Raw genomic sequence first — 21,032 nt, forward strand, 5'->3', positions numbered from 1 at the left:
CCGTGCAGGGCACGGATGATTTCAGGCGACGAATTGCTCCGCGTAGTGGCAGGCCACCTGACGGTTATCCAGCGCCCGCAATTGCGGCTCTTCGGTGCTGCATCGCGCGGTCGCATACGGGCAGCGTTTATGGAACGCGCAGCCCGGCGGCGGGTTCAGCGGGTTGGGCAGCTCGCCGACGATCTTGATCTTCGGCTTGTTCGGGTCCGGGTGAATCGTCGGGGTCGCCGACAGCAGCGCCTGGGTGTAGGGGTGCAAGGGGCGGGCGTAGATATCTTCCTTGGGGCCCACTTCCACCGGGCGACCGAGGTACATCACCATCACGTCGTCGGCCACATGCTGCACCACCGCCAGGTTGTGGGAGATGAACACGTAGGCAGTGTTGAACTCCTGCTGCAGGTCCATGAACAGGTTGAGCACCTGGGCCTGGATCGACACGTCGAGTGCCGAGGTCGGCTCGTCCGCCACCAGCACCTTGGGCTGCAGCATCATCGCCCGGGCCAGGGCGATGCGCTGGCGCTGGCCACCGGAGAACATGTGCGGGTAGCGCTGGTAATGCTCGGGGCGCAGGCCCACCTGCTTCATCATCGCCTGCACTTTCTCGCGGCGTTCGGCAGCGGACAGGTTGGTGTTGATCAACAGCGGCTCGCCGAGTTGATCACCGACTTTCTGCCGAGGGTTCAGCGAGGCGTACGGGCTCTGGAACACCATCTGCACGTCTTTGCGCAATTGCTTGCGCTGGGCTTTGTCGGCACCGGCGACTTCCTGGCCGGCGATTTTCAACGAGCCCGAAGACGGCTCTTCAATCAGCGTGAGTGCACGGGCCAGGGTGGACTTGCCGCAACCCGACTCGCCTACCACGGCGAGGGTCTTGCCGGCTTCCAGCTCGAAGGACACTCCATTGAGGGCACGCACGGTGGCGTGGCCCTTGAACAGGCCACGGGACACTTCGTAGTGACGGGTCAGGTCGCGGGCGGTAAGAACGACGGCCATTACGCCACCTCCTGGTTCAAGGGGTAGAAGCAGCGTGCAAGGCTGTTGGATTTAGGGTCCAGGCCCGGGCGGGTCTGGCGGCAGCTTTCCTGCACATACGGGCAGCGTGGCGACAGCAGGCAACCCTGCGGACGGTCATAGCGGCCGGGCACGATACCCGGCAGCGTGGCCAGGCGCGTGGCGCCGAGGCTGTGCTCGGGGATCGCCTTGAGCAGCGCTTCGCTGTACGGATGCGCCGGAATATCGAACAGTTGCGGCACCTGGCCGACTTCCACGGCCTGGCCGGCGTACATCACGCACACGCGCTGGGCGGTTTCGGCCACGACGGCGAGGTCGTGGGTGATCAGCACCAGGCCCATGTTCTGCTCTTTCTGCAGGGCCAGCAGCAGGTCCATGATCTGCGCTTGAATGGTGACGTCCAAGGCGGTGGTCGGCTCATCCGCGATCAGCAGTTTCGGCTCGCCGGCAATTGCCATCGCGATGGCCACACGCTGGCTCATCCCGCCGGACAGTTGGTGCGGGTAGGCATCCATACGGCTGGCAGCGCCTGGGATTTCGACCTTTTCGAGCAGCTCGATGGCCCGCTTGCGCGCTTGCTTGCCGGACATCTTCAGGTGCAGGCGCAGTACTTCTTCAATTTGGAAGCCCACGGTGTAGCTGGGATTCAGCGCGGTCATCGGGTCCTGGAACACCATTGCCAGGTCCTTGCCGACGATCTGGCGGCGCTGGCGGTTGCTCAGCTTGAGCATGTCCTTGCCGTCGAAGTTCAGCGCGTCGGCGGTGACGATGCCGGGGTGCTCGATCAGGCCCATCAGCGCCATCATGGTCACGGATTTACCCGAGCCCGACTCGCCAACGATTGCCAGTACTTCGCCTTTGTCGACGGAGATGTCGAGGCCATCGACCACCGGTACGGCGGTCTTGTCGCCGAAGCGCACGTTGAGATTCTTGATTTCTAACAGTGACATGGGAATCTCCTCAGGCGGCGTTCTTGAGTTTCGGGTCCAGCGCGTCGCGCAGGCCGTCACCCATCAAGTTGATTGCCAGCACGCTGAGCAAAATGGTCAAACCAGGCAAGCTCACCACCCACCAGGCGCGTTCGATGTAGTCACGGGCCGAAGCCAGCATGGTGCCCCACTCAGGGGTTGGCGGTTGGACGCCAAGGCCGAGGAAGCCCAGGGCCGCGGCATCGAGGATCGCCGAAGAGAAACTCAGGGTGGCCTGGACGATCAGCGGTGCCATGCAGTTGGGCAGCACGGTGATGAACATCAGGCGCGGCAGGCCGGCACCGGCGAGGCGGGCGGCGGTCACGTAGTCACGGTTCAGCTCGCCCATCACCGCAGCGCGGGTCAGGCGGACGTAGGACGGCAGCGACACGATGGCGATCGCGATCACGGTGTTGATCAGGCCAGGGCCGAGGATCGCGACGATGGCAACCGCCAGCAGCAGCGACGGCAGGGCCAGCATGATGTCCATCAGGCGCATGATGGTCGGGCCGAGCAAGCGCGGGAAGAACCCGGCGAACAGCCCCAGCAGGATCCCCGGGATCAGCGACATCACCACCGACGACAGGCCGATCAGCAAGGACAGGCGCGAGCCCTGGATCAGGCGCGAAAGCAGGTCACGGCCGAGTTCATCGGTACCGAGCAGGAATTGGATCTGCCCGCCTTCCAGCCACGATGGCGGGGTCAGCAGGAAGTCACGGTATTGCTCGCTGGGGTTATGCGGGGCCACCCAGGGGGCGAAGATCGCGCAGAACACGATCAGCAACATGAACAGCAGGCCGGCAACCGCGCCTTTGTTCTTGGAAAAGGCTTGCCAGAATTCTTTGTACGGGGACGGGTACAGCAGGCTCTGATCGACTGCTGACACTTGAGTAGGTGTGGTCATGGTCATGATCTCAGCGCTGGTGACGGATGCGTGGGTTGGCGAAGCCGTAGAGGATATCCACCACGAAGTTCACCAGGATCACCAGGCAGGCGATCAACAGGATGCCGTTCTGCACCACCGGGTAGTCCCGCGCGCCAATGGCTTCGATCAGCCATTTGCCGATGCCGGGCCACGAGAAGATGGTTTCGGTCAGGACCGCACCGGCCAGCAGGGTGCCGACTTGCAGGCCGACCACGGTCAGTACCGGGATCAGCGCGTTACGCAGGCCGTGCACGAACACCACGCGCGCCGGCGACAGGCCTTTGGCCTTGGCGGTGCGGATGTAGTCTTCGCGCAGCACTTCGAGCATCGACGAACGGGTCATCCGCGCAATCACCGCCAGCGGGATGGTGCCCAGCACGATGGCCGGCAGGATCAGGTGGTGCAGGGCGTCGAAAAACGCGTCCGGCTCGTCAGCCAGCAGGGTGTCGATCAGCATGAAGCCGGTGCGCGGCTCGATGTCGTAGAGCAGGTCGATACGCCCGGATACCGGGGTCCAGCCCAGGCTTACCGAGAAGAACATGATCAGGATCAGGCCCCACCAGAAGATCGGCATCGAATATCCCGCGAGGGAGATGCCCATCACCCCATGGTCGAACAGGGATCCTCGCTTGAGTGCCGCGATCACCCCGGCCAGCAGGCCCAGGATGCCGGCGAACAACAGGGCGGCCATGGACAGTTCCAGGGTCGCCGGGAAAAGCGCGGTGAACTCGGTCCACACGCTGGTGCGGGTGCGCAGCGATTCGCCAAGGTCGCCCTGGGCGAGCTTGCCGACATAGTCCAGGTATTGCGCATACAACGGCTTGTTAAGGCCAAGGCGTTCCATTGCCTGTGCGTGCATCTCGGGATCGACGCGGCGTTCGCCCATCATGACTTCTACGGGGTCGCCAGGGATCATGCGAATTAACGCAAACGTCAGCAACGTGATGCCGAAAAACGTGGGGATCAGTAACCCCAGTCGGCGGGCAATAAAACTAAACATCTTGTTGTGTACCTCAATCAGCCGGTTAGGCAGGTTCGACGCCTTCAATAGCGAAGGCGCCGAGCGTTTTTCTTATTTACTTCACCTGGGTGGTGGCGAAGTTATTTGTCCCCAGAGGGCTTTGGGTGAAGCCTTCTACGTTCTTGCGCATGGCGGTGAACAGTTTCGGGTAAGCCATGGGAAGCCATGGTTGGTCCTTCTCGAAAACGTCCTGTGCTTGTTCATAGAGTGCAGCGCGCTGGCCGGGTTCAGCGATGGCGCGTGCCTTGTCGATCAAGTCTTGAAACTCTTTGTTACACCAGCGGGCGTAGTTTTCGCCGTTTTTCGCAGCATCGCAACTCAGGTTTGGGGTCAGGAAATTGTCCGGGTCGCCGTTGTCACCGACCCAGCCAGCCGAAACCATGTCGTGCTCGCCGTTCTTGGCGCGCTTGAGCATCTCGCCCCATTCCATGACTTTGATGTTGATCTTCAGGCCAATCTGCGCCAGATCCGCCTGCATGCGCTGGGCGCCGAGCATCGGGTTGGGGTTGGTCGGGCCGCCGCCGTTACGGGTGAACAGGGTGAACTCGGTGCCTTCCGGTACGCCGGCTTCCTTGAGCAGGGCGCGGGCCTTGTCCAGGTCGCGGGGCGGGTTCTTCAGTTTGTCGCTGAAACCCAGCAAGGTCGGCGGATAAGGGCCGGTACCTACCACCGCATTGCCTTTGCCGAACAGGGCTTCGGTATAGCCGGTCTTGTCGAACGCGATGTTGATCGCGTGACGTACCCGCGCATCGCTCATGTATTTGTGAGTGGTGTTCAACGCGGTGTAACTGGTGGTCATCGCCGCCAGTTCGTCGACTTTCAGGTTCGGGTCCTGCTTGATGCTTGGAATGTCATCCGGCTTGGGGAACAGCGCGATCTGGCATTCGTTGGCCTTGAGCTTCTGCAGGCGCACGTTGTTATCGGTGGTGATCGCCAGGATCAGCGGGTCGACTGCTGGTTTGCCGCGGAAGTAGTCCGGGTTGGCCTTGAATCGCGCCTGGGCGTCTTTCTGATAACGGTTGAAGACGAACGGACCCGTACCGATGGGCTTGGCGTTGAGGTCTTCGGTCTTGCCGGATTTCAGCAACTGGTCGGCGTATTCCTTCGAGTGGATTGAAGAGAATGCCATGCCCAGGTCGGCCAGGAACGGTGCCTCAGGGCGGGTCAGGGTGAAGACGACGGTGTGATCGTCGGTCTTTTCCACGCTCTTGAGCAGTTCCTTGAAGCCCATGCTTTCGAAGTACGGGTAGCCCACGAGGGACTTGTTATGCCACGGGTGATTCGGGTCCAGCTGGCGCTGGAAGCTCCAGAGCACGTCGTCGGCGTTCATGTTGCGCGTGGGTTTGAAGTAGTCGGTGGTGTGGAACTTGATGTCGTCACGCAGGTGAAAGGTGTAGGTCAGGCCATCGGCGCTGATCTGCGGCAGGTCTTTGGCCAGCGCGGGGATCACTTCGGTGGTGCCGGGCTTGAAGTCCACCAGGCGGTTGAACAGGGTTTCAGCGGCGGCATCAGCGGTGACGGCCGTGGTGTACAGGACCGGGTCGAAGCCTTCCGGGCTGGCTTCGGTGCAGACTACCAGCGGTTTGGCCGAAACGCCGATCGCCACGCTCAACAGCGCAGCGGCAATGGCGGCTTGTAGCGGGAGCATTTTCATTCAGAGCCCTCTGCAATCGATGGGACCAGACAAGCGTAGACGGCAGGCTCGTCCTGAGCCCGCCGTTTACCTGGTGCTAATTAAAGAATGTTGAACGGGATGGTGGTGACCAGACGGAATTCTTTGATGCTGCCGTCGGATTGGAACTCGCTGCCACGGTGCTCAACGTAGGTTGCGCGCACGGTGGTGGCCTTGAGAGCGCCGCTCTGGATGGCGTAAGAAGCGCCTACACCGTATTCCTGGTGTTTTTCGCCGTCTTGTTTCTGGATGCCGTCGTAGGCGAACTTGGCCCGGCCGTTGTTGCCGGTGTAGTGAGTACCGTCGATGTCCCAGCCGCGCGCCGAGTAGGCGTTGAACTTCAGACCTGGCACGCCGTATTCGGCCATGTTGATGCCGTAGGCGATCTGGAAGGATTTCTCGTTCGGACCGTTGAAGTCAGAGGTCAGGGAGTTGGCGAGGTAGATGCCGTTGGTTTCGTGCAGGTAATCGAAGTACTCGTTACCGTTCACTTGCTGGTAGGAGAAGGTCAGGCTGTGAGCCTGGTGAGCCAGGCCCAGGGACAGGGAGAAGGTATCGTTGTCGATTTTCCCCATCTCTTTTTTGCCTTCATCGACGGTTTTGTAATAGTTGAAACCGGTGGTCAGCGCCAGTTGCTGTGCATCGCCCAGATCGTGGGTTGCGCCGAAGTAGTACTGGTTCCAGAAGTCCTTCACGTTAGCGCCGAAGACGCTGACTTTCAGGCTTTTCAGCGGCTGGTAGTTCAGGCCCAGGGTGGACACCTTATCGGTCTCCGCGCCATTGCCGTATTCGGTACGGAATTTCGACAGGCTCTGTTCGGTACGTGGCGAAACGCGGTCAAACACGCCGCCCTGGAACGACAGGTTGCTGAATTCTTCGCTGTTGAAGCTCACACCTTCGAAGCTCGATGGCAGTGCACGGTTGCCGATGGTGTCGACGATGCCGCTGCTGAAGTTCTGACGACCGGCGGTCAACGTGGTGTTCGATACGCGGAACTGCACGTTGGCCAGGCCCAGTTTGCTCCACTGGCCTACTGCATCACCGTCGGAGTCAGCCAGGGTACGGTTGGAACCACCCTTGATGTCACGCTTGTTACGGTCCAGGACCAGCGCGTTGTAGACCGCCAATTCGGTCTTGACGCCTACGGTGCCTTGGGTGAAGCCCGAGCTGCCGTTGATGATGGTGCCCTGTACCCAGTTGGTACGGTTACGGTCGGTACGGGTTACACCGTTCTTCTTGTATTCGAAGGTGCCGCCACGGTATTTGCTTTCGTGGGAGTACCAGTTGCGCGTGGTGCCGCCCAGGCTGAAATCTTCGATAAAGCCTTTGGCCTCGCTTTGAGCGCTGGTGCCGGCCAGTGTGGTGGGGACGAATTCCTGGCTGGCGGATTCAGCGAAGGCGGTAGCCGTGATGCTGCTGATGGCCAGGGCCAGAAGCGCTTTGCTGCTCAGTTTCATGGGTTGAAGCTCCTTTGGTTCTCTTTTTTATGCCGGTCTTTTTTGGTGATCCGGCTATTGGGTGTGTAACTCGTTCAAGCTATTGCAAACGTTTGCCGTAGGAAAATTCCCAACAAAAGGCTGCACGTTTGCCGGAGAGCGAGTTTCGCTCCCCTGCATCCGGTTATTTTTTTATGGGTTGATACTGACGCCCGAGAACACGTTGCGGCCGAAGGGGCTCACTTTGAAGTCTTCGACTTTGGCGCTTAACGGCTGGTTGACCGTCGAGTGGGCGACCGGCGTGATCGGCACCTGCTGCTTGAGCAGTTGCTGCGCCTGTTTGTACAGAACAGTCCTTTGTTCTCGGTCGGTGACGACCTTGGCTTGCTTGATCAGCTTGTCGTACGCCGGGTCACACCACATGGAGTAGTTGTTCCCGCCGATGGCGTCGCAGCTGTAGAGGGTGCCCAGCCAGTTGTCCGGGTCACCGTTGTCGCCGGTCCAGCCGATCAGGCTGATATCGTGCTCACCGTTCTTGGTGCGCTTGATGTATTCGCCCCACTCGTAGCTGACGATCTTGACCTTGAGGCCGATCTTGGCCCAGTCGCTTTGCAGCATCTCGGCCATCAGCTTGGCGTTGGGGTTGTACGGCCGTTGCACCGGCATCGCCCACAGGGTGATTTCGGTGCCTTCCTTCACACCGGCAGCCTTGAGCAGTTCCTTGGCCTTTTCCGGGTTGTAGGCGGCGTCCTTGATGGTGTCGTCGTAGGACCACTGCGTCGGCGGCATGGCGTTGACCGCCAATTGGCCCGCGCCCTGGTACACGGCATTCAGGATGCTCTGCTTGTTTACCGCCATGTCCAGCGCCTGGCGCACTTCGAGCTGGTCGAACGGCTTATGGCGCACGTTGTAGGCGATATAGCCGAGGTTGAAGCCAGGCTTGGTCAGCAGTTGCAGGTTCGGGTCGGCCTTGAGGGCCTCCACGTCCGCCGGGCGCGGGTGCAGGGTGACCTGGCATTCGCCGGCCTTGAGCTTCTGCACGCGCACCGAGGCGTCGGTGTTGATGGCGAAGATCAACTGATCGAGCTTGACCTTGCTTGGGTCCCAGTACTGTTTGTTGCCGGCATAACGGATCTGCGAATCTTTCTGGTAGCGCTGGAACACGAACGGTCCGGTGCCGATCGGCTTCTGGTTGATGTCGCTGGGTTTGCCGGCCTTGAGCAACTGGTCGGCGTATTCGGCCGACAGGATCGAGGCGAAGCTCATGGCGATGTTTTGCACGAAGGCAGCATCGACCGTGTTCAGCGTCATCACCACAGTGTACGGGCCGGTTTTCTCGACCTTGGCGATGTTCTTGTTCAGGCTCATCCCGTTGAAGTACGGAAACTCGGTGGGGTAGGCCTTGCGAAACGGATGGTCGGGGTCAAGCATGCGGTTGAAGGTGAACAGCACGTCGTCCGCGTTGAAATCGCGCGTCGGCTTGAATTCCTTGTTGCTGTGGAATTTCACCCCTTCACGCAGGTGGAAGGTGTAGGTCAAGCCGTCTTCGGAAATATCCCACTTGGTCGCCAGCCCAGGTACGACATTAGTCGCGCCCTTCTCAAATTCAACCAGGCGGTTGTACAGCGGCTCGGCCGCATCGTTGTCGGTGGCGGTGGTGTATTGCGCAGTGTCAAACCCTGCCGGGCTGCCTTCGGAGCAGAACACCAGGCTCTTCTTGTCGGCGGCCTGGCCCAGCGTGGCGACAGCCAGCAGGCTGGTGCCGAAAATTGCGGATAGAACGGTGGTATGGCGCATGACGATCCCGATCCTTGTTTGTAGTTGTCATCAGCGAGCAATCACCCAGGCCTTGCGGCCAGGGAGACATCACTGATCCCACACACAGCAAGTGCCTTTCCCAGATTGCAGCCTCTGCTGTCCTACGACGTTATGGGTCGCGGACTTCGCAGTAAATGCGCAAAATCGGACTGACCTTGTAGGCAAAAGAGCTGCGTATCGCAGTGCGTTGCTGTAGGAGGCAACGACTGCGAACGTGGTCTGTTTCCTACGGTCCAGGCGGATGCAATAACGGCGACGTTATGAAACGTCGCCGTCAGTGATCCTTACTTGCCGCTTACGCTCACGCCGTAGAAGGAGTTCAAGCCAAACGGGCTGATCTTGAAGTCCTGCACGGTGGTGCGCATGGGTTGATACACCGTCGAGTGCGCGATAGGTGTCATCGGGACTGCATCTTTGAGGATATGTTGCGCCTGCTTGTACAGCTCGGTGCGTTTGGCGACATCCGAGGTAGCCTTGGCTTCTTTCACGATGCCATCGAATTTCTTGTCGCACCATTTGGAGAAGTTGTTACCGGCCAGAGAGTCGCAGCCGAACAGCACGTTCAGCCAGTTGTCCGGGTCACCATTGTCACCGCTCCAGCCAATGATCATGGCCTGGTTCTCGCCGCCTTTGGAGCGCTTGATGTACTCGCCCCACTCATAGCTGGTGATTTTTACGTTCAGACCGATCTTCTTCCAGTCGTTCTGCAGCATTTCAGCCATCAGCTTGGCGTTCGGGTTGTACGGACGCTGGACCGGCATGGCCCACAGCACGATCTCGGTACCTTCCTTGATGCCCGCTTCCTTGAGCAGCGCCTTGGCTTTCTCAGGGTCGTACTTGGCATCCTTGATGGTGGTGTCATACGACCACTGGGTTGGCGGCATGGCGTTGACGGCCAGTTGGCCCGCGCCCTGGTACACGGAGTCGATGATCTGCTGCTTGTTCACCGACATGTCCAGCGCCTGGCGCACGCGCAGGTCTGCCAGTGGGTTCGGCTGGTCGCTGCCCTTGACCTTGTCCATGACGTTGTAGGCGATGTAGCCCAGGTTGAAACCGGCCTGGTGCGGCAGTTTCAGGTCCTTGTCTTCGCCCAGCGCCTTGAGGTCGGCCGGACGCGGGAACAAGGTGATCTGGCATTCGTTTTTCTTGAGCTTCTGGATACGCACCGACGGGTCGGTGGTGATGGCGAAGATCAGGTTATCGATCTTCACATCGGCAGGGTTCCAGTAGTCCTTGTTGCCGGTGTAGCGAATGTTCGAGTCTTTCTGGTAGCTCTTGAACACGAACGGACCGGTGCCGATCGGCTTCTGGTTGATGTCTTGCGGCGTGCCGTTCTTCAGCAGTTGGGCTGCGTACTCGGCGGACTGGACCGAGGCGAAGCTCATGGCCAGGTTCTGGATGAAAGCGGCGTCCACGGTGCCAAGGGTGAACTTGACGGTGTGGTCATCGACTTTCTCGATGTTCTTGATGTTGGTGTCCATCCCCATGTCCGTGAAGTACGGGAACTCGGTGGGGTAGGCTTTGCGGAACGGGTCGTCCTTGTTGATCATGCGGTTGAACGTGAACAGCACGTCATCGGCATTGAAGGTACGGGTCGGCTTGAAGTACGGGGTGGTGTGGAACTTGACGCCGTCGCGCAGGTGGAAGGTGTACGTCAGGCCATCCGGGGACACGTCCCAGCTGGTGGCGAGCCCAGGAATCACAGCGGTGCCGCCGCGTTCGAACTGGGTCAGGCGGTTGAACATGGTTTCGGCCGAAGCATCGAAGTCTGTTCCGGTGGTGTACTGGCCTGGATCGAAACCAGCCGGGCTCCCTTCGGAGCAGAACACCAGGTTAGTCGCCGCATGGGCGAAAGGGGCCGCGGCCATAAGGCCAGCGCTCACTAATAACGGAAGGACTGCGTGTTTAAGCATATTGGCCTCATGATTTGTTGTCATTTTTGGTGGTGAGGGCGACCTCGTGAGTCGGCCTGCGGATACTTATGCAGGCGCCATACCCATTGCAAGATGCTGAACCGTTGCGAGGCTGAAACAGTGGTACGAACGTACAGGAATGTCGCAATTATGAAAGTTTCTACACAATTGCGTCTATTTCGAGGGTTTTTTCGGTGCAACAGGCGCACCAAAAAAGCCCAGCCGAGGCGTCTAGCGCACTCGGTTGGGGCGCTGCTGTTACTTATCTAGACTCACGCCGTAGAACGGCGTCAGGCCGAACGGGCTGATCTTGAAGTCGCGCACTTCCTTGCGCAGCGGTTGGAAAACCGTCGAATTCGCAATAGGCGTTATAGGTACTTGTTCCTTAAGTATTTTTTGCGCCTGTTGATACCACTTGATGCGCTGCTCGCGGTCGCTGCTGACCTTCGCTTCCTGGACCAGTTTGTCGTACGCCGGGTTACACCATTTTGCGTAGTTGCTGCCCTTGACCGCAGCACAACTGTAGAGCACGCCGAGCCAGTTATCCGGGTCACCATTGTCGCCCGTCCAGCCATAAATCATCGCGTCGTGCTCGCCATTTTTGGCGCGCTTGATGTATTCGCCCCACTCATAGCTGACGATATTGGCCTTGATGCCGACCTTTTCCCAATCCTGCTGGATCATCTGCGCCGACATGCGCGCATTCGGATTGGAGGCACGCTGGACCGTCATCGCCCACAAGTTGATGGTCGTACCCGGTGCAACCCCTGCTTCTTTTAGTAGCGCCCGCGCCTTGGTCGGATCGTAGGGCGCATCCTTGATGTTCGGGTCATAAGACCACTGCGCCGGAGGCAACGCGTTCTGCGCCAATTGCCCGGCGCTCTGGTACACGGCCTTGATGATCGCCGGCTTGTCGATGGCCATGTCCAGGGCCTGGCGCACCTTGAGCTGGTCCAGCGGCGGGTGGGTCACGTTGTAGGCCAGGAAGCCCAGGTTGAAACCGGCTTGCTGTAGCACGCGCAGGTTGGGGTCCTGTTTCATCACGTCGATGTCGGCAGGGCGCGGGTAACCGCTGACCTGGCACTCACCGGCCTTGAGCTTCTGCAGGCGCGAGGCGGCGTCCGGGGTGATGGCGAACACCAGGTTGTCGAGCTTCACATCCTCGGGCTTCCAGTACTGTTTATTCGCCACGTAGCGAATCTGCGAGTCTTTCTGGTAGCGCTTGAACACGAACGGCCCGGTACCCACGGGCTTCTGGTTGATGTCTTCGGCTTTGCCTTGTTTCAGCAGTTGGGCGGCATATTCGGCGGACTGCACCGAAGCAAAGCTCATGGCCAGGTTCTGCACGAACGAGGCATCCACATTGTTGAGGTTGAAGCGCACGGTGTGTTCGTCGAGTTTTTCGACGTTTTTGATCGTGGTGTTCAACCCCATGTCGGTGAAATACGGCGACTCGGAGGGGTAGGCCTTGCGAAACGGACTGTCCGCATCGAGCAGGCGATTGAAGGTAAACAGCACGTCATCCGCATTGAAGTCGCGGGTAGGGGTGAAGAAATCGGTGGTGTGGAACTTGACGCCATCGCGCAGGTGGAAGGTGTAGGTCAGGCCGTCTTTGGAGACATCCCAGCTCGTCGCCAGGCCAGGTTCGACTTCGGTGCCGCCTCGCTTGAACTGGGTCAAACGGTTGAATACAGTTTCGGCAGAGGCATCGAAATCGGTGCCGCTGGTGTACTGGCTGGGATCGAAGCCGGCGGGGCTGGCTTCGGAGCAATAGACCAGGGTGCTGGCCGCGTGGGCCATCGGCATAAAGGCCAGCAGGCCTGCGGCAAGGAGGAGCGGTTTGAAAGCAATTCTTTCCATGGAGACCCCTGAAGTGGCAGGAAACTAACGCTGTCCTAACGAAAACGGCGGTAACCGAGGTTACCGCCGTTCTGGTTTTTCAGGTAGCGGCAGGGCTATTGATGGTCGGTGATAATCGACGTCCTCAAGGTAAAGGGCGCGCTGGTATCGATGACGTATGGATTGGCCTCTTGTTCCAGATCGTTGCTTTCTCGAATGTGGAAAGTTCGTTCCGTGGCGGCGGCTGTGTTGGGAATTGGGGCGGCATCCTTGTCCAGATCAAGCAGTGTCATTTGAGCGTCGAAGCTGACCTGGGCCTCATTGGTGGCAGGGTCATAGGTGATGACGTAATGGGTGTCCTTGCCTTTGAAACCCACGTGATCTTGCAGTTGATTTATTTTCAGCTCCACCGATGTCGGGGCGACACTGCCCTGATGAGCAACTTCGGAGATCCGCGCGCGCATGTTCGCATCCGGAACTGCTTGCTCAAACTGCTGCAAGCGCATACGCAATGTTGCTCCGTCGGCGCTTCCCGTGGCATCCAGTTCCACCGTGGTGTACCCGTCGGGTTGCTTGATCCGCACGGTATAACGGTCACGGTTCAAATCTTTTAAAAAGTTTGGCGAATAGTCAGTTGAGCCATACTCATTGGGTTGCGCCTTTTCACTGGGAAAAACTTCGAAGTTCTCTTCCTCGACAGTCCAGGAAACAGTGAGCTTTCTTTTGAAAATACCGTCCTCTTCAAAGTTGCTCACCCCTTGTTGGTAGGCGGTGTTGCGGTTGTATTTAAAGATCTCATCAAACTTGTCGGCCCCACTGGTTTTGGCGTCGCCGAGGATTTCGAAGCCATCGGAAAGCCTGGGCTCTGCCTTGAGATCGTTGCTGGGCGTTGGTGAAGGTGCACGTTGCCACGGCCACTTCATGCCGCCATCGGTTTTGATGCGGGCCCATTCACCGTTTCCGTCAGTGTGTACTGTCATTACCGGCTTGCCGGTGCCAGGTTCAATAATCTGCACATAATCATTGCTCAGTTTGAAATCGCTTTTTATCTCAAATACCTGGCGAATACCCTTTTCGTCGGTGTAGCGAATAAACCACTGGTCCAGTCCGGTGGTTGCCTCTTTAACCTGGTAGATACCCTTCGTGTTACGTACAGCCGTTTCGATGAGTTGCTCGCCGTTCGGTACCGCGTATTGATTGAGGTTGCCCGCTTGGCTGGGCTGCAGGCGGTTGGGAGCCGGCACGGTTTGTGGGCTTTCAACTCGTGGTGGCTCGTTCGGGGTGGGCGTGATGGGGCTTTCTTCAGGGGGCACAAACGGGTCTTCAACCGAGCCACTGGCGCCCACCGAGAACAACGTATTCAGCAAGCCATCGAATGCCTTTGATGCTCCGTCATTGCGTTCAGCCAGGGTATCGCCCGAGGCTTGTTTTTCCACCCCAAGTGCCAGCTCGGCCAACCCGGTAGCCACCGCTGCGGCGGCCACAGGGGCGGCGATGGGTGCCAGCTTGGCCAGCAAACCCGCTGCCACGGTAATGTCGTTGAGCCAGGTGTCCCGCGTTACTTCACTGTTGGACTTGATCATTACGTCGGCGTCACTGGTCATGCGCGCCTTAGTCGCGGTGGCGATAGCGCAGAAGACGTCACCCTCAATATTCGAGCCGTCACCATCGAACGTCGGATCTTTCAGTTCTCCACTGGCGAGCTTTTCGAACGTGCTGTCCAAGCCTTCGGTTTTTCTGGCCACATTGGTAAAAGACACTATGGGCATGAAAATGCCTGCCAGTTTTTCAATCGTCCCGGGCTCGTGGTCCTGGCGGGCGATCAGTGGGAAATGTTTCATCAAGGATTCGCGTTTTTTCGGATCCTTGGCTTGGTCGATTACCCATTGATCCAGTTTCTCCAGGGAGTCGAACCGCAGGAATGCGGGTTCCGAGCCCGGTATGTAGAGGACCTGGCGGCCACCGTCGGCAGCACTGAACCGCACAATATCGTTGGATAAGAAGCCCTTGATATTGAAGGCATGCGCCTGGACTACACCTTTTACAGGCGCCTGGGACTTGAGTTGTTCGACATTGAGCGGTGCATTTTCGTCAAGTGGAAGGTTGGAGACCGCGCCCATGACCAAGCGGTAGTCTTCCCGCGTGAACCGATGCTCGGGTGCTTGTAGCGTTTGCTCGGCCGCCGGCCTGGCGGCGACCGTCTTCAGTTGTTTTCGGGCCTGATAGGCGAACTCGCCTTTGATCGCTGTCTGGTAATCGGTGCCGTGGGTATTCCAGAAATCGTCGATTTTCTGCGTCATGACCGATTGGAAGTCGGTTTTCCAACTGGCGTGCATCAACACCGAAGGAGCCAGTGGGAATTGGTTATGCGCACCGTACCCACCCGTTCTACTTTTACCTGGCCCGTCTATATATAAACCGGCTTCCGAGTCCAGATTGCCGGGGACCCAGTCGTTTTCAGAGAAGTTCTTCAGCAGTGCATCCGGCAGGCGCAGGGAGGCGGTTGGCTCCTCGCCCATATGCTCCCAGCCGGTAGCCGTTGATGCGCTTTGCGAACTGTTGAAACGGTTGAGATAAAGGGTGTCGGCATCCACGTGTTTGCCCGTCAGTTTGAAAATGACCGACTCCGCCCATTGTTTTGCTTGGGCGCGCACATTTGGCAATGTCTCGGCAACTTCCACTGCCAGGTGTTTGTAGGCCAACGCCTGGGGCGCCTGGGCGTAAAAGGTTTCGGCACGCAGCTTGAGCTGTTCAAGCGCTTGCGCCGAGCGCTGGTTCGCCGGACGTACGGGATCCTCAGGCGAGAGGGGGGCGAAGGCTTGGTTGTGCTCCAGGCGCCTGATTTGTGACCTGCCCTCGGTCAGTGATGTTGGAAGGCGTTCACCCTGGAAGTTGGCAACCAACCCTGCGCGCACTTGGATGAAGTCGTCGCCAAAGCGCATCTGCAATTTCTCTACAGTTCCTGGCGCAATGACTTTGGCCGCCTCAAGCAGCGGGCGGCTGACTTGGCCCCAACCGGAGTTGTCCGTGAGGGTGAACGTTTTCATCTTGCCGTCCGCGGCGGCTGTCAGAGCGCCTGTGCGCGGATTGACGGCGATTAGGGCGGTCGGGTCGATCTTCTGGTCACGCATCCAGCCTTGAACCACAGGATGCTGCAATTGCGCCCGATAGACTTCGAGCCACTGGCCCAGATTGCTCTCGCGGGGGACTTTGATAAGCCCGGGTTTTTTACCCTCTGCTTTGCTCTGCACCGCTGCCAGGTATTCGTTGAGCAACGCTGTTTCGTGGGGGGATGTCGATAGGCCAGGATTGCCCTGTCGCGCCGCAGGGGTGGCTGTCTCGCTGGTCTTTGTCTGCTCGTTTGACAGAGGGGAGATGGGGTGCCGAGGAGGAGCGGTGTTGCTGGAGGGTGCGTACATGGTTTTCAGTTCTCGTGAAGTGAATAAGTACCGCCACTGCACTCCCTGTTAGCCTTGGCACTATTTGCGTAACGAAAACCGGTGGGTTGATTCCATTGAATGTGCCGCTGGATATGACGTGTCCATGGGGACACATCGCAAAAAAAGGCGCAAACCCGTGAGGGCTGCGCCTTTGTTTTGTCCAGGTCGTGGTTATTGCAAGACTTCGATCACCCCGTCAGCGCTCATGCTGACCTGGCTGGTACCGGCTTCTACTTCCGGCGTCGGTGCCGAATCGGCCATGGCGGCCTTCATCATCATCCCGCCACGGGCATAAGGTTGTGGGTAGCCATTGGTGTTGAAGTTCAAGTTGACGATCTTGTAACCCTTGCCGCCCAGCGCGTCGGTGGCCAATTGTGCGCGGGCTTTAAAGGCGGCAACCGCGTCCTTGAGCAGGGCGTCTTCGCTGGCCTTGCGCGTGGCGTCGGCGATGGCGAAGTCCATGTTTTCCATTTTCAGGGTGTTGAGCAATTCGCCGGTGAGTTTGGACAGTGCCGGGAAGTCCGCGCTTTCCAGGCGCAGTTCAGCGCGCTCACGCCAGCCGGTGATCTTCTGGTTCTTGTTGTCGTAGATCGGGTAGCTGTTGCGGCTGCCCTGGCGCAAGGTCACGCCTTTGACTTCGCGCGCCTCGCCCAGGGCCTTGTTCAGGGTGGTGGTGATTTCGGCGGCGAGCTTGGCCGGGTCGGTGTTCTGGGACTCGGTGTAGAGGGTGACGATCATCTTGTCGCGGGCCACTTCCTGGCTGACCTCGGCACGCAGGGAAATCTGGTTGTAATGCAGTTCATCGGCAGCCAGGGCCGGGAGGCTGGCCAGGGCGCTGGCGCTGAGGGTGAAAATGGCTGCACTGCGAGTGAAACGAGACATGGAAGCTCCTTAGGGTGTTCGTATCGGGTATGACTGTAGACGGTGGCATCGGGTTCTTCGGGTTTACGAATTAGAAAAAAAAGTTTCAAGCTGCGAGCTACAAGCTAAAAGGCGCGCGTATTCCTGCTGTTTGAAGCGTGCCACGTGAAGCTGCGGCGCCCTGCGTCAAAGAGCCACACACCCAATGTCCGAGGCGCCGCTTCGTTTATACTCGTGCCGATCCGCCTGCACCGCTCACCGGGAGAGCTCATGCTCGCCGCCGTAAAACTGACTTCCGCCACCCGCCAGAACCTCTGGCGCCTGACGTTCATCCGCACCCTGGTACTGGCCGCACAGGCCGGCTCCGTCGGGCTCGCCTATTGGTTCGACCTGTTGCCGCTGCCGTGGCTGCAACTGGCCGTGACCCTCGGTTTCTCCATCGTGCTGTGCGTGTTCACCGCGATCCGGTTACGCACCACGTGGCCGGTGACCGAGCTGGAATACGCCCTGCAATTGGCCTGCGACCTGTTTATCCACAGTGTGTTGCTGTATTTCTCCGGCGGTTCCACCAACCCGTTCGTGTCTTATTACCTGGTGCCACTGACCATCGCCGCCGTGACCTTGCCGTGGCGCTACTCGGTGGTGCTGTCGGGTATCGCCCTGACCCTGTACACCCTGTTGCTGGCGCGCTTCTATCCGCTGCAAACCTTCCCCATCGCCCGCGAAAACCTGCAGATCTACGGGATGTGGCTGAGTTTTGCGCTCTCCGCCGCCGTGATCACCTTCTTCGCTGCGCGCATGGCCGAAGAGTTGCGCCGCCAGGAAGAATTGCGCGCCATCCGTCGTGAAGAAGGCCTGCGCGACCAACAGCTGCTCGCGGTTGCCACCCAGGCTGCCGGCGCCGCCCATGAATTGGGCACACCGCTGGCGACCATGAGCGTGCTGCTCAAGGAAATGACCCAGGACCATCACGACCCGGCCCTGCAGGACGATTTGAGCGTGCTGCAGGAACAGGTCAAGCAGTGCAAGCAGACTCTGCAGCAACTGGTGCGCGCCGCCGAGGCCAATCGCCGCCTGGCGGTGGAGATGCAGGATGTGACCCAGTGGCTCGACGAAGCCCTGAACCGCTGGCACCTGATGCGGCCCGAGGCCAGTTACCGTTTCAACCTGCTGGGGCAGGGCACAGTGCCACGCATGGCGCCGCCGCCAGACTTGACCCAAGCGCTGCTGAACCTGCTGAACAATGCCGCCGACGCCTGCCCCGAAGGCCTGGGCGTGCAACTGGACTGGGACGCCGAAAACGTCACCATCAGTATTCGCGACCACGGCGCGGGCGTGCCGTTGGCCATTGCCGAGCAGATCGGCAAACCCTTCTTTACCACCAAGGGCAAAGGCTTCGGCCTCGGCCTGTTTTTGAGCAAGGCCAGCGTGACCCGCGCGGGCGGCTCAGTGAAGCTCTATAGTCATGAGGAAGGTGGCACGCTCACCGAGCTGCGCCTGCCCCGTGTCGCACGAGGAGATATCGATGAGTGACGAGATCCAAGTCGAAGGCGAAGAACTGCCGCACCTGCTGCTGGTAGATGACGACGCCACCTTTACCCGCGTGATGGCGCGCGCCATGAGTCGTCGCGGCTTTCGCGTGAGCACCGCAGGTTCGGCCGAGGAGGGCCTGACCATCGCCCAGGCCGACCTGCCGGACTATGCCGCGCTCGACCTGAAAATGGATGGCGACTCCGGCCTGGTGCTGCTGCCCAAGCTGCTGGAGCTCGACCCGGAAATGCGCGTGGTGATCCTTACCGGTTACTCCAGCATCGCCACCGCTGTCGAGGCCATCAAGCGCGGCGCCTGTAACTACCTGTGCAAACCGGCGGACGCCGACGACGTGTTGGCCGCCTTGCTCTCCGAGCACGCCGACCTCGACACCCTGGTGCCGGAAAACCCGATGTCGGTTGACCGCCTGCAGTGGGAACACATCCAGCGCGTGCTGACCGAGCACGAAGGCAACATCTCCGCCACTGCCCGCGCCCTCGGCATGCACCGCCGCACCTTGCAGCGCAAGTTGCAGAAGCGCCCGGTACGGCGCTGAACGAAGTCTGAACAATCTGCTTCAGGCCGCACGGAGCCCTGAACCGATCGTCTATGATCGGTTCAAACGCCTGTCATTCTTTACCCTACCGAGCCTGAACGATGAATCAGAACGCTGAGTATTCCGCGGTCAATGACGCGGTGCGTGGGCAATTCTTCCGCCGAACCTGGGCGATGATCACGCCGTATTGGCGCAGTGAAGAGAAGGGCAAGGCCTGGCTGCTGCTGGCTGCGGTGATTGGCCTGTCGTTGTTCAGCGTGGCAATTTCGGTCTGGATCAACCACTGGTACAAAGACTTCTACAACGCCTTGGAGAAGAAGGACACGGCGGCCTTCTGGCAGTTGATCGGCTACTTCGGCGGGATCGCCGCCGTGGCGATTCTCGGCGCGGTGTACCGCTTGTACCTGACCCAGATGCTGACCATCCGTTGGCGGGCCTGGCTCACCGAGCAGCACTTCGCGCGCTGGCTGGGCCACAAGAACTATTACCAGCTGGAGCAGGGCGGTTACACCGATAACCCGGACCAGCGGATTTCCGAAGACCTCAACAACTTCACTTCAAGCACCTTGAGCCTGGGCCTGGGGCTGTTACGCAACGTGGTCAGCCTGGTGTCGTTCTCGATCATCCTGTGGGGCGTGTCGGGCAGCATCGAAGTGTTCGGCATCACCATCCCTGGCTACATGTTCTGGTGTGCGCTGCTTTATGCCGCAGTCGGCAGTTGGCTCACGCACCTCATCGGCCGTCGCTTGATCGGCCTGAGCAACCAACAACAACGCTTCGAAGCGGACCTGCGTTTCTCCATGGTGCGTGTGCGCGAGAACGCCGAGAGCATCGCCCTGTACAACGGCGAGCCGAATGAGAACCAGCGCTTGAGCGCCCGCTTCGCCAAGGTCTGGCACAACTTCTGGGACATCATGAAAGTGTCCAAGCGCCTGACCTTCTTCACCGCTGGCTACAGCCAGATCGCGATCATCTTCCCCTTTATCGTCGCCGCGCCGCGTTATTTCACCGGCAAGATCGAGCTGGGCGAGCTGATGCAAATCAACTCGGCGTTCGGCAATGTGCAAGAGAACTTCAGCTGGTTTATCAGTGCGTATTCGGAGCTGGCGTCGTGGCGCGCCACGAGTGATCGTCTGCTGAGCTTCCACCAGGCCATACGTGATAACGAGCAGCGTGCGCCGGCGATTGATGTGCGCGCGGAAGGCGAGCGCCTGGTGGTGCAGGACCTCGGTATGGACCTGGCCGATGGCCGCCACTTGCTCACCGCCGCCGACATGACCGTGGAGCCTGGCCAGCGCCTGATGCTCAGCGGGCGTTCCGGCAGTGGCAAAAGTACCCTGCTGCGTGCGATGGGCCATCTGTGGCCGGCGGGGCACGGCAGTATTCGCCTGCCGGCGGCGCGTTATTTGTTCCTGCCGCAGAAACCTTATCTGCCGATCGGCACCTTGAAGGCCGTGTTGAGTTATCCACAGGACGACAGCGTCTATCCGGCAGAACGTTATGCACAGGTGCTGGAAACCTGCCGCCTGCCGCATCTGGTCGCACGCCTGGACGAGGCCAACCACTGGCAGCGCATGCTCTCGCCGGGCGAGCAGCAGCGCCTGGCCTTCGCGCGCGCGTTGCTGTTTGCACCGCAATGGCTGTACATGGACGAAGCCACTTCGGCGATGGATGAAGAGGATGAGGCGAGCCTGTATCAGGCATTGATCGACGAGCTGCCGGGGTTGAGCATTGTCAGCGTCGGCCATCGCAGCAGCCTCAAGCGCTTCCATGGACGGCATGTGCGGATCGAGAGCGGGTTGCTGCAAGAGCAACCCGTAGCCTGAGCCTGGGCTCAATCTAAATGTGGGAGCGGGCTTGCCCGCGAATGCGGTGTGTCAGTGACACAAATGCTGAATGACCCACCGCCATCGCCGGCAAGCCAGCTCCCACCGTTGAGCGGGGTTGGCTGATGGATTTGGCTCCCGAGGGCAGCATATGTAGATCAAGAGCGGGTTGCTGCAGCAGCAACGCCTCTCCCGAGCCTGGGCTCAATCTAAATG

At 59.6% G+C, this 21,032-nt stretch carries 14 protein-coding genes; 3 read left to right on the plus strand and 11 right to left on the minus strand.

The annotated features are described in order from the left end of the window. Positions 1-21 precede the first annotated feature (21 nt). The 11 genes from AC07OJ_RS23510 to AC07OJ_RS23560 all read right to left on the minus strand — a co-directional run bounded on the left by AC07OJ_RS23510 (position 22) and on the right by AC07OJ_RS23560 (position 16,925). A complete protein-coding gene (locus tag AC07OJ_RS23510) occupies positions 22-993 on the minus strand; it encodes a peptide ABC transporter ATP-binding protein (RefSeq protein ID WP_025856265.1) in 972 nt (323 codons plus the stop codon). After that, complete coding sequence (locus tag AC07OJ_RS23515) at positions 993-1,961, minus strand: ABC transporter ATP-binding protein (RefSeq protein ID WP_024073411.1); 969 nt, start codon at positions 1,959-1,961, stop codon at positions 993-995. The genes AC07OJ_RS23510 and AC07OJ_RS23515 overlap by 1 nt, the downstream gene beginning before the upstream one ends. A 10-nt stretch (positions 1,962-1,971) precedes the next feature. Further along, positions 1,972-2,883 (minus strand): ABC transporter permease subunit, encoded by a 912-nt coding sequence (locus AC07OJ_RS23520; RefSeq protein WP_027604858.1) that lies wholly within the window; start codon positions 2,881-2,883, stop codon positions 1,972-1,974. Between the two features lie 10 nt (positions 2,884-2,893). Further along, positions 2,894-3,904 (minus strand): ABC transporter permease subunit, encoded by a 1,011-nt coding sequence (locus tag AC07OJ_RS23525; RefSeq protein WP_017739471.1) that lies wholly within the window; start codon positions 3,902-3,904, stop codon positions 2,894-2,896. Between the two features lie 76 nt (positions 3,905-3,980). Continuing rightward, the gene (locus AC07OJ_RS23530) at positions 3,981-5,579 is read right to left on the minus strand and encodes an ABC transporter substrate-binding protein (RefSeq protein WP_106805164.1); all 1,599 of its coding nucleotides are present in this window, start codon (positions 5,577-5,579) and stop codon (positions 3,981-3,983) included. 80 nt (positions 5,580-5,659) lie between these two features. Further along, positions 5,660-7,054, minus strand: a complete 1,395-nt coding sequence (locus AC07OJ_RS23535; protein WP_495095301.1) for an OprD family outer membrane porin — start codon at positions 7,052-7,054, stop codon at positions 5,660-5,662. 171 nt (positions 7,055-7,225) lie between these two features. Beyond that, complete coding sequence (locus AC07OJ_RS23540) at positions 7,226-8,830, minus strand: ABC transporter substrate-binding protein (protein WP_065900636.1); 1,605 nt, start codon at positions 8,828-8,830, stop codon at positions 7,226-7,228. Between the two features lie 305 nt (positions 8,831-9,135). Continuing rightward, positions 9,136-10,764: an ABC transporter substrate-binding protein gene (locus AC07OJ_RS23545; protein ID WP_065900641.1), complete on the minus strand. Its 1,629-nt coding sequence runs from the start codon at positions 10,762-10,764 to the stop codon at positions 9,136-9,138. A 258-nt stretch (positions 10,765-11,022) separates the two neighbouring features. Continuing rightward, positions 11,023-12,624 (minus strand): ABC transporter substrate-binding protein, encoded by a 1,602-nt coding sequence (locus tag AC07OJ_RS23550; RefSeq protein ID WP_106805162.1) that lies wholly within the window; start codon positions 12,622-12,624, stop codon positions 11,023-11,025. A gap of 95 nt (positions 12,625-12,719) precedes the next feature. Next, on the minus strand, positions 12,720-15,878 hold the full coding sequence (locus AC07OJ_RS23555) for a dermonecrotic toxin domain-containing protein (protein ID WP_495095302.1): 3,159 nt from the start codon (positions 15,876-15,878) through the stop codon (positions 12,720-12,722). Positions 15,879-16,214: 336 nt separating this feature from the next. Beyond that, positions 16,215-16,925 (minus strand): SIMPL domain-containing protein, encoded by a 711-nt coding sequence (locus AC07OJ_RS23560; RefSeq protein WP_065900647.1) that lies wholly within the window; start codon positions 16,923-16,925, stop codon positions 16,215-16,217. Between the two features lie 249 nt (positions 16,926-17,174). Here AC07OJ_RS23560 and AC07OJ_RS23565 point away from each other — a divergent pair, with 249 nt between their 5' ends. From AC07OJ_RS23565 to AC07OJ_RS23575, 3 genes are all read left to right on the plus strand, one after another. Continuing rightward, the gene (locus AC07OJ_RS23565) at positions 17,175-18,437 is read left to right on the plus strand and encodes an ATP-binding protein (protein ID WP_065900649.1); all 1,263 of its coding nucleotides are present in this window, start codon (positions 17,175-17,177) and stop codon (positions 18,435-18,437) included. Continuing rightward, positions 18,430-18,990, plus strand: coding sequence for a response regulator transcription factor (locus tag AC07OJ_RS23570; RefSeq protein ID WP_003171731.1), 561 nt, complete (start codon positions 18,430-18,432; stop codon positions 18,988-18,990). Before AC07OJ_RS23565 ends, AC07OJ_RS23570 begins: the two co-directional genes overlap by 8 nt. A gap of 101 nt (positions 18,991-19,091) precedes the next feature. Beyond that, positions 19,092-20,816: an ABC transporter ATP-binding protein/permease gene (locus AC07OJ_RS23575; RefSeq protein WP_495095303.1), complete on the plus strand. Its 1,725-nt coding sequence runs from the start codon at positions 19,092-19,094 to the stop codon at positions 20,814-20,816. Positions 20,817-21,032 lie beyond the last annotated feature (216 nt).

It is taken from the genome of Pseudomonas sp. GW821-FHT09C08 (assembly GCF_059418125.1).

What these genes read in the sequence shown, in the direction of transcription:
- AC07OJ_RS23510 (WP_025856265.1), bottom strand. Translation starts at nt 993, where the DNA reads ATGGCCGTCGTTCTTACCGCCCGCGACCTGACCCGTCACTACGAAGTG.
- AC07OJ_RS23515 (WP_024073411.1), bottom strand. Translation starts at nt 1,961, where the DNA reads ATGTCACTGTTAGAAATCAAGAATCTCAACGTGCGCTTCGGCGACAAG.
- AC07OJ_RS23520 (WP_027604858.1), bottom strand. Translation starts at nt 2,883, where the DNA reads ATGACCACACCTACTCAAGTGTCAGCAGTCGATCAGAGCCTGCTGTAC.
- AC07OJ_RS23525 (WP_017739471.1), bottom strand. Translation starts at nt 3,904, where the DNA reads ATGTTTAGTTTTATTGCCCGCCGACTGGGGTTACTGATCCCCACGTTT.
- AC07OJ_RS23530 (WP_106805164.1), bottom strand. Translation starts at nt 5,579, where the DNA reads ATGAAAATGCTCCCGCTACAAGCCGCCATTGCCGCTGCGCTGTTGAGC.
- AC07OJ_RS23535 (WP_495095301.1), bottom strand. Translation starts at nt 7,054, where the DNA reads ATGAAACTGAGCAGCAAAGCGCTTCTGGCCCTGGCCATCAGCAGCATC.
- AC07OJ_RS23540 (WP_065900636.1), bottom strand. Translation starts at nt 8,830, where the DNA reads ATGCGCCATACCACCGTTCTATCCGCAATTTTCGGCACCAGCCTGCTG.
- AC07OJ_RS23545 (WP_065900641.1), bottom strand. Translation starts at nt 10,764, where the DNA reads ATGCTTAAACACGCAGTCCTTCCGTTATTAGTGAGCGCTGGCCTTATG.
- AC07OJ_RS23550 (WP_106805162.1), bottom strand. Translation starts at nt 12,624, where the DNA reads ATGGAAAGAATTGCTTTCAAACCGCTCCTCCTTGCCGCAGGCCTGCTG.
- AC07OJ_RS23560 (WP_065900647.1), bottom strand. Translation starts at nt 16,925, where the DNA reads ATGTCTCGTTTCACTCGCAGTGCAGCCATTTTCACCCTCAGCGCCAGC.
- AC07OJ_RS23565 (WP_065900649.1), top strand. Translation starts at nt 17,175, where the DNA reads ATGCTCGCCGCCGTAAAACTGACTTCCGCCACCCGCCAGAACCTCTGG.
- AC07OJ_RS23570 (WP_003171731.1), top strand. Translation starts at nt 18,430, where the DNA reads ATGAGTGACGAGATCCAAGTCGAAGGCGAAGAACTGCCGCACCTGCTG.
- AC07OJ_RS23575 (WP_495095303.1), top strand. Translation starts at nt 19,092, where the DNA reads ATGAATCAGAACGCTGAGTATTCCGCGGTCAATGACGCGGTGCGTGGG.